The 7,675-nt window shown below is 69.6% G+C and carries 6 protein-coding genes and 1 rRNA gene; all 7 read left to right on the top strand.

Features of this window, described 5'->3' with window-relative positions; translation table 11 throughout:
* Positions 1-105, top strand: a 5S ribosomal RNA gene (gene rrf / locus AC1DC5_RS12985); the annotation flags it as partial.
* 723 nt (positions 106-828) lie between these two features.
* Positions 829-2,709 carry a hypothetical protein gene (locus AC1DC5_RS12980; RefSeq protein WP_476865415.1) on the top strand — a complete coding sequence of 627 codons (1,881 nt, stop codon included), beginning with the start codon at positions 829-831 and terminating at the stop codon, positions 2,707-2,709.
* A 6-nt stretch (positions 2,710-2,715) separates the two neighbouring features.
* Positions 2,716-3,705, top strand: coding sequence for an HAD-IIA family hydrolase (locus AC1DC5_RS12975; RefSeq protein ID WP_476865414.1), 990 nt, complete (start codon positions 2,716-2,718; stop codon positions 3,703-3,705).
* Positions 3,706-3,732: 27 nt separating this feature from the next.
* Complete coding sequence (locus tag AC1DC5_RS12970; RefSeq protein ID WP_476865413.1) at positions 3,733-4,035, top strand: hypothetical protein; 303 nt, start codon at positions 3,733-3,735, stop codon at positions 4,033-4,035.
* Positions 4,022-4,834 (top strand): TlyA family RNA methyltransferase, encoded by an 813-nt coding sequence (locus tag AC1DC5_RS12965; RefSeq protein ID WP_476865412.1) that lies wholly within the window; start codon positions 4,022-4,024, stop codon positions 4,832-4,834. The genes AC1DC5_RS12970 and AC1DC5_RS12965 overlap by 14 nt, the downstream gene beginning before the upstream one ends.
* Before the next feature lie 22 nt (positions 4,835-4,856).
* A complete protein-coding gene (locus tag AC1DC5_RS12960; RefSeq protein ID WP_476865411.1) occupies positions 4,857-5,897 on the top strand; it encodes an NAD kinase in 1,041 nt (346 codons plus the stop codon).
* Between the two features lie 3 nt (positions 5,898-5,900).
* Positions 5,901-7,637 carry a DNA repair protein RecN gene (gene recN / locus AC1DC5_RS12955; protein WP_476865410.1) on the top strand — a complete coding sequence of 579 codons (1,737 nt, stop codon included), beginning with the start codon at positions 5,901-5,903 and terminating at the stop codon, positions 7,635-7,637.
* Positions 7,638-7,675 lie beyond the last annotated feature (38 nt).

Here is a 7,675-nt window from a genome sequence, read left to right as displayed (position 1 = left end):
AGCGTGGGGGAAACGCCCGGTCCCATTCCGAACCCGGAAGCTAAGACCCACAGCGCCGATGGTACTGCACCCGGGAGGGTGTGGGAGAGTAGGTCACCGCCGGAACATCATTACACGGTCGAGAGCCCCAACCACAGGTTGGGGCTCTCGCGCATTTAACCCACAAACCACAACCAGGACCCTCCCGCATACGGTCCAACCCCTCCCGCATACCCGAGGGCACACCGTCGAGGCAGCAGTTCACGGCAATGTCACGCACCAACACTGCCGCCAACTGCCCACTCACCGCAGATCATGCCGGCCACACCCCAACCCTCCCGCACACCCGGGGGCAAAAGGTCCAACCCTCCCGCAAATCCTGCCGGAGCGTCCAGGGGTCCACACCATCGCCGGCAACCACAGCGGCCCCACCCACCTCCGAACCGCGCGCGACAGGCCAGCAGCCGGCCGGATGCCGCCGTCGTCGGCCTCCCGAAGTTCCGGCGCTATCCGCGGCAGCGTTGCCCCGGACACCGCCGGATCTACGGGAGCATCCGGGCGGATGCCGCCGGAGCTGCAGGAGCGTTGGTACATAACCTGCCGGAGCTCGGGAGCGTCGGCAGTGCTGCCCTCCGCCTAGCCGCGCTTGCGCCTGGACGCCGTCTGTGAGACTTGCCACCGCTGCGGCCGTTTGGTCCGTTGCCGTTAGTCGCCCGCAGGGGACTCGCCTAGAATTGGATGAGATGTACGGACTTCGAAGCGCTTGATTTCGGGTTGCGTAGGAACGAGACACGGAATAGAGCGGCTGCGATTGCGCCAGTGGTCAGCTCATAACAGGAGGAATCCAGCATGGCTGAGCATAACGACGGTAATCGCGGCGGAAACGATCGCGGCAACTTCGGCGGCGGACGCAATTCGGGCGGCGGCGGATTCCGCGGCACCAACAACTCCGGCGGCGACCCCCGTGGGTACCGTGCCCGCGATGACCGCGGCGCTGGGGGATCCCAGGGCTCGTCCAGCGACCGGGATCGTAAGCCCCACGGTGACCGACCCGCCCGTGAAGGTGATCGTAAGCCGTACAGCGGTGGTGGTGACCGGGATCGTAAGCCTTATGGTGACCGTGGCCCGCGTGAGGGTGGCGGGGAGCGTCGCAGCTTTGGTGCCGGTGGTACCAGTGATCGTAAGCCGTACAGCGGCGGCGGCGATCGAGATCGTAAGCCTTATGGTGACCGTGGCCCGCGTGAGGGTGGCGGGGAGCGTCGCAGCTTTGGTGCCGGTGGCACGAGCGATCGTAAGCCGTACAGCGGCGGCGGCGATCGAGATCGTAAGCCTTATGGTGACCGTGGCCCGCGTGAGGGTGGCGGGGAGCGTCGCAGCTTTGGTGCCGGTGGTACCAGTGATCGTAAGCCGTACAGCGGCGGCGGTGACCGGAAGCCTTATGGTGACCGCGCTCCGCGTGAGGGCGACCGTAAGCCGTACAGCGGTGGCGGCGACCGTGACCGCAAGCCCTACAGCGGCGGCGACAACCGCAAGCCTTTCGGCAGCCGTGATGACCGTCCGGCGCGCAGCTTTGACCGTGATGACCGTCCGGCTCGCGGCTTTGACCGCGGCGACTCCGGCCCCCGCCAGTTCGGCCGCGACAGGGCGGAAGACCGCCCGGTCCGCGTACCCAACGCCAGGGATCTGCGCAGCGCCAACAGTCCCGACCGCGAGCGTTCACCGCAGATCGACGACGACGTCACGGGCAAAGAACTGGACCGCGCCACGCAGCACCAGATCAAGACTCTTGAGGACAACAGCGCCGAATGGGTGGCCCGCCACCTCGTGATGGCCGGGCGCCTGATCGACGACGAACCCGAGCTCGCCTTCCAGCACGCCCTCGCGGCCAGCCGCCGCGGTGGCCGCCTCGCCGCCGTCCGCGAAGCCGTGGGCCTCACCGCCTACGCTGCCGGCCACTATGGTGAAGCCCTCCGCGAGTTCCGCACCTACCGGCGGATAAGCGGCTCCAACATGCACCTGCCCGTCATGGCAGACTGCGAACGCGGACTCGGCCGGCCCGACCGCGCCCTGGAGATGGCACGTTCCGAGGAAGCCAAGGACCTCGACGCCCCCGGCAAGGCGGAACTTGCCATCGTGGCCGCCGGCGCCCGCACCGATTTGGGCCAGCTGGATGCTGCTGTCTCCGAACTGGAAATCGTCCAGCTGGACATCAACCGGGCGTTCTCCTACAGCCCGCGCCTCTTCCGCGCCTACGCCGATGCCCTTGCCGCGGTAGGCCGCGACACGGAAGCCGAGAAATGGCAGCGCCAGGCCGTCGTTGCCGAGAACGCCCTCGGCCTCGACCTCTCCGAGGACCCCGACATCATCGACCTCGGCTGGGACGAGGAAGAGGAAGCCCGCGAGGAAGCACAGCAGCGTAGGCTCGTCGCCGAGCAGACTGCCCAGCGGTCCGCTGCGGCGGACCAGGCGCAGACGCCCCGTGCTGCCAGCGCCGAGGCTGTTGCCGGGCTCCCGGAAACGAATGACTCTGCCGCGAACGCCCAGGACGCAGGATCCGACGACGCCGAATCCGACTTCTGGGAGTCCGACGACGCCGAGTCCGATGAGGACTCCGTCGAACCTGACGCCCTGGACCGCTCCGAGGTCCTCACCGGCGACGATTCCGGCGAGACCAGCCACGACGAGTTCCACGACGAAGACTCCCGCGACCAGCAGCGCTCCGAGGGCTGACCGGACATGGCCGCACCGGAGCTGATCTCTGCCTTCGACGCACTCCTCGCTGATCTCGACGGCGTCGTCTATGCGGGCCCGCACGCCATACCCGGCGCCGTGGAATCCCTGAGCCGGCTCGCCGGGATCGGCGTCGGCCTCGGCTACGTCACGAACAACGCCTCCCGGACACCCGCGCAGGTGGCACAGCACCTGCGCGAGCTGGGCGCCCCGGCGGAGGACCACCAGGTGGTCAGCTCGTCGCAGGCCGCGGGCGAGCTGCTGGCGTCCCTGCTGCCGGCCGGTGCCCGCGTGCTGATCACCGGCGGGGCCTCCCTGGCGCAGGAGATCGAACTCGCCGGGCTGGTTCCGGTCCGCAGCGAGTCGGAGCGGCCCGTCGCCGTCGTGCAGGGCTTCCATCCGGACATCGGGTGGAAAGACCTGGCGGAAGCTGCCTATGTCGTCGCCGGCGGCGCCCTGTGGGTGGCCACCAACACGGACATGTCCATTCCCCAGGCCCGGGGGATTGCCCCCGGCAACGGGACCCTGGTTGCTGCCGTGTCGGCTGCCACCGGGCAGCGTCCACTGGTCGCCGGGAAGCCGGAAGCGCCGTTGTTCCACGCTGCCGCAAAACGCCTTGCTGCCGATCGGCCGCTCGTCGTCGGCGACCGTCTGGACACCGATATCCTCGGCGGCAACAACGCCGGCTTCGCCACGGTCGCCGTGCTGACCGGCGTCGACACGAGGGAGTCGATCCTGGCCGCCCGCACCCTGGAACGGCCCGACTATCTCATCAACGACCTCACAGACCTCTACCGCCCGTACCCGGTGTTGGAGTCCGACGGCGGGCAGCACCGGTGCGGCGAGGCCTCCGCCGTCGTCGACGGGCAGACGGTAAGGGTCACCGGCGATCCGGGCGACCTCGATGCCTGGCGGGCCGCGTGTTCAGCCTGGTGGACGGCCAACCCGGAGACCGCCGCCGCCCTGGCGCCGGTCCTCAAATGGCTGGATCACTAGACGGGTTTGATTACTAGACTGGGGACCATGACCGAGCCGAACCACGTCACCGAACCGGATCCCAACAGGGGAGAAGCCCAGGTCACCCGGCCGGCGACTCCGGCCCGGCCGGCGACTCCGGCCCCGGCGGAGCCCGCCGAAGCCGCAGCAGACGCCGGCTCCCAGGATCCCGCCGTCGACGCCCTGCTGGACCGCCTCACCGAACTGCAGGACCTGCCGGTGGCCCGGCACGGGGAGGTCTATGCCGGACTGCACGATGACCTGCTGGCCGCCCTGAACGAATCCGTCACCACCACTTCACCGGGAGACTCCGCGAATGAGCAGGCTTGACCAGGCCCTCGTGAGCCGCGGGCTGGCGAGGTCGCGCACCCATGCCGCCCGCCTCATCGCCGAAGGCAAAGTCACTACCAACGGGGAAGTGCTGGCCAAGGCATCCCTCCAGATCGGCGACGACACGAGCCTCGACGTTGCTGCCTCCAACGAGGACAACTACGTCAGCCGCGCCGGGCACAAGCTGGCCGGTGCGCTGGACGCCTTTCCCGCCGTCAAGGTCGCCGGCAAGCGGTGCCTCGACGCAGGCGCCTCCACCGGCGGTTTCACCGACGTGCTGCTGCGCCGCGGCGCGGACCACGTCGTCGCCGTCGACGTCGGGCATGACCAGCTGGTCCCCGCGATCCGCAACGACCCCCGGGTTTCCGTCCACGAAGGCCTCAACGTCCGCTACATGGCCCCGGCAGAGATCGGCGGTCCCGTGGCGTTGACGGTGGCGGACCTGTCCTTCATCTCCCTCACCCTCGTGCTGGCACCCCTGGCGGCGAGCACAGAACCCGGCGGGGACCTGGTCCTGATGGTCAAGCCGCAGTTCGAGATCGGCAAGGACCGGCTGGGCCGCACCGGCGTCGTCACCTCCGACCGGGAGCGCCGCCTCGCCGTGACCAAAGTGGCCGCGGCGGCCATGGATGCCGGGCTGGAACTGAAAGGACTGGCCAGCAGCCCGCTGCCCGGCCAGGACGGAAACGTCGAGTACTTCCTGTGGATAAGACGCGGGATTGGAACAGACCTGCCTAAGATCGAAGAGCGGGACGCAGCCGTTGCTGCGTTACTCGGATCAATCTGGCCCAAGAACTAGAAACACCAGAAGGCGGAACCCGATGAGCAGGCGCGTCCTCATCCTTGCCCACACAGGCCGCGAGGAGTCCCTCAAAGCTGCCTGGGAAGCGTGCGCCCGGCTCCACGACGCCGGCATCGTTCCCGTGATGCTCAAAACAGAGCTCGGCGACATGGTCCGCTTCTTCGGACGCCTCGACCAGCCCGTCGAGATTCTCCATGACCACGTGATGCTGCCCGACGTCGAACTCGTCATGGTGCTCGGCGGCGACGGCACCATCCTCCGCGCAGCAGAGCTGGTGCGCGAGGTCGACGTGCCGCTGCTCGGCGTCAACCTCGGCCACGTCGGCTTCCTGGCCGAGAGCGAGCGGGCGGACCTCGCCCAGACCGTCGAATGGATCGCGAGCCGCGAATACACGGTGGAAGAGCGGATGACCATCGACGTCCAGGTCTGGGTCCGCGGGCAAAAGATCTGGCACACCTGGGCCCTCAACGAGGCCGCGATCGAAAAGGGCAACCGGGAACGGATGCTCGAGGTGGTCACCGAAGTCGACGAACGCCCCCTCACCTCCTTCGGCTGCGACGGCGTTGTCCTCGCCACGCCCACCGGCTCCACCGCCTACGCCTTTTCGGCCGGTGGTCCGGTGGTGTGGCCCGAGGTAGAGGCGCTGCTGATCGTGCCGATCAGCGCCCACGCGCTCTTCGCCAAGCCGCTGGTGGTCTCGCCCCGGTCCCGGCTCGCGGTGGAAATCCTGAACCGCACGAATGCCCAGGGCGTGCTGTGGTGCGACGGCCGCCGCTCGGTGGACCTCCCGCCCGGAGCGCGTGTGGAAGTAACCCGCTCCGCCACGCCCGTGCGGCTCGCCCGCACACACCAGACGCCCTTCTCCGGCCGCCTGGTCCGCAAATTCGAGCTGCCCATCCAGGGCTGGCGCGGACCCATGCCGCAGGCCGCCACCATCCACACGGGGCCGGTGCCCGTCATCCGCACACCAAGGCCGATGCCCCCTCTTCCCACGCCGCCGCAGGCCGGGCCGCCGCCCGCAGGGCCAGGCGAGACCACCGATCCATCGACTGCGAAGTGACCCATGCTTGAAGAACTGAGAATCCGCGACCTGGGCGTCATTACCGACGCCACGCTGCCCCTCGGCCCCGGCCTGAGCGTCGTGACCGGTGAGACAGGTGCCGGCAAGACTATGGTGGTGACCGCCGTCGGGCTGCTGCTCGGGGCTCGGTCCGACGCCGGCGCCGTCCGCAGCGGCGCTAAAAGCGCCTCCGCCGAGGCCACCGTGAAGCTCGACGCCGGCCACCCCGCCGTGGCACGCGCCCGTGAGGCCGGAGCAGACGTCGAGGAGTTCGACGGCGGCGCCGAACTGCTGCTCGCCCGCAGCGTCGGCGCGGACGGGCGCAGCCGCGCCTACCTGGGCGGACGCGCCGCGCCGGTGGGAGTGCTCGGCGAGATCGGCGAAACCCTCGTGGTGGTCCACGGCCAGTCCGAACAGATCCGGCTCAAGAGCCCGGTGGCGCAGCGCGGTGCCCTCGACAAATTCGCGGGGGAGACCCTCGCCGCAACCCTTGGCAGCTACCAGGAGCTCCACGCCCGCTGGAAGTCCAGCCAGGCCGAGCTCGATGAGCTCCGCAGCGCCGCCCGGGAGCGCCTCCGCGAGGCCGAATCCCTCGAGGTTGCCCTGGCAGAAATCGACGCCGTCGACCCGCAGCCGGGGGAGGACGAGTCGCTCAAGGCCGAGGCGGTCAAGCTCGCCAACGTCGAGGAACTCCGGATCGCGGCCAGCACCGCGCACCAGGCCCTCATCGCGGAGGACTTCGGCGAAGGCAGCGACGCCACGGCCCTGGTCGACGCCGCCAAACGCACCCTTGAGCACGTCGCCGAACACGACGAGGAGCTCGGCTCCGCGGCCGCCCGGCTGGCCGAGGTGGGCTTCCTGCTCAACGACATCGCCACCGAACTCGCCAGCTACCAGGCCGCCCTTGACACCGAGGGCCCGGAACGGCTCGCCGAGATCGAGGACCGCCGCGCCGCCCTGGCGAAGCTGGTGCGCAAGTACGCTCCGAGCATCGACGAAGTGCTGGTGTGGGCTGAGGAGGCCCGGAGGAGGTTCCTGGAGCTGCAGGACGACTCCACTCGGATCGAGGCGCTGGACGCCGACGTCACCCGCACCGGGGCGGAGCTGGTCAAACAGGCCGCCGCCGTCAGCAAGCTGCGGAAGAAGGCAGCCAAGGACCTCTCCGCCCGCGTCAGCGCCGAGCTCAAGGCCCTGGCGATGGCGGACGCCACCCTGGTGATCAATGTCGAGTCCGGCGGCCCGCCCGGCCCGTACGGCGCGGACGAGATTTCCTTCCTGCTCCAGCCGCACTCCGGCGCCCCCGCCCGCCCGCTGGGCAAGGGCGCCTCCGGCGGTGAACTGTCCCGCGTGATGCTCGCCATCGAAGTGGTGCTCGCCGCCGTCGACCCGGTCCCCACCTTCGTGTTCGACGAGGTCGACGCCGGCGTGGGCGGCCGCGCCGCCGTCGAAATCGGCCGCCGGCTGGCAATGCTCGCCCGGCACGTCCAGGTGCTCGTGGTGACGCACCTGCCGCAGGTGGCGGCATTCGCCGACCAGCACATCCGGGTCACCAAGACGTCCGTGCGCGGCGCCGACGGGGCCACGGCCACCGGCTTCACCTCCAGTGACGTCCAGCTTCTCGACGCCGCAGAGCGTGTCCGGGAGCTGGCCCGCATGCTGGCCGGCCAGGAAGACTCCGAATCCGCCCAGGCCCACGCCCAGGAACTGCTGGACGACGCCAGGCTCCTGCCGCAGGCATGATCACCCCGGGCTGAACACACCACCGGCGGCGGGACGCT

This window comes from Arthrobacter sp. 10L424, assembly GCF_056395325.1.
Note: the sequence above shows the minus strand (reverse complement) of the source record. Positions and strands in the feature narration are given on the sequence as shown.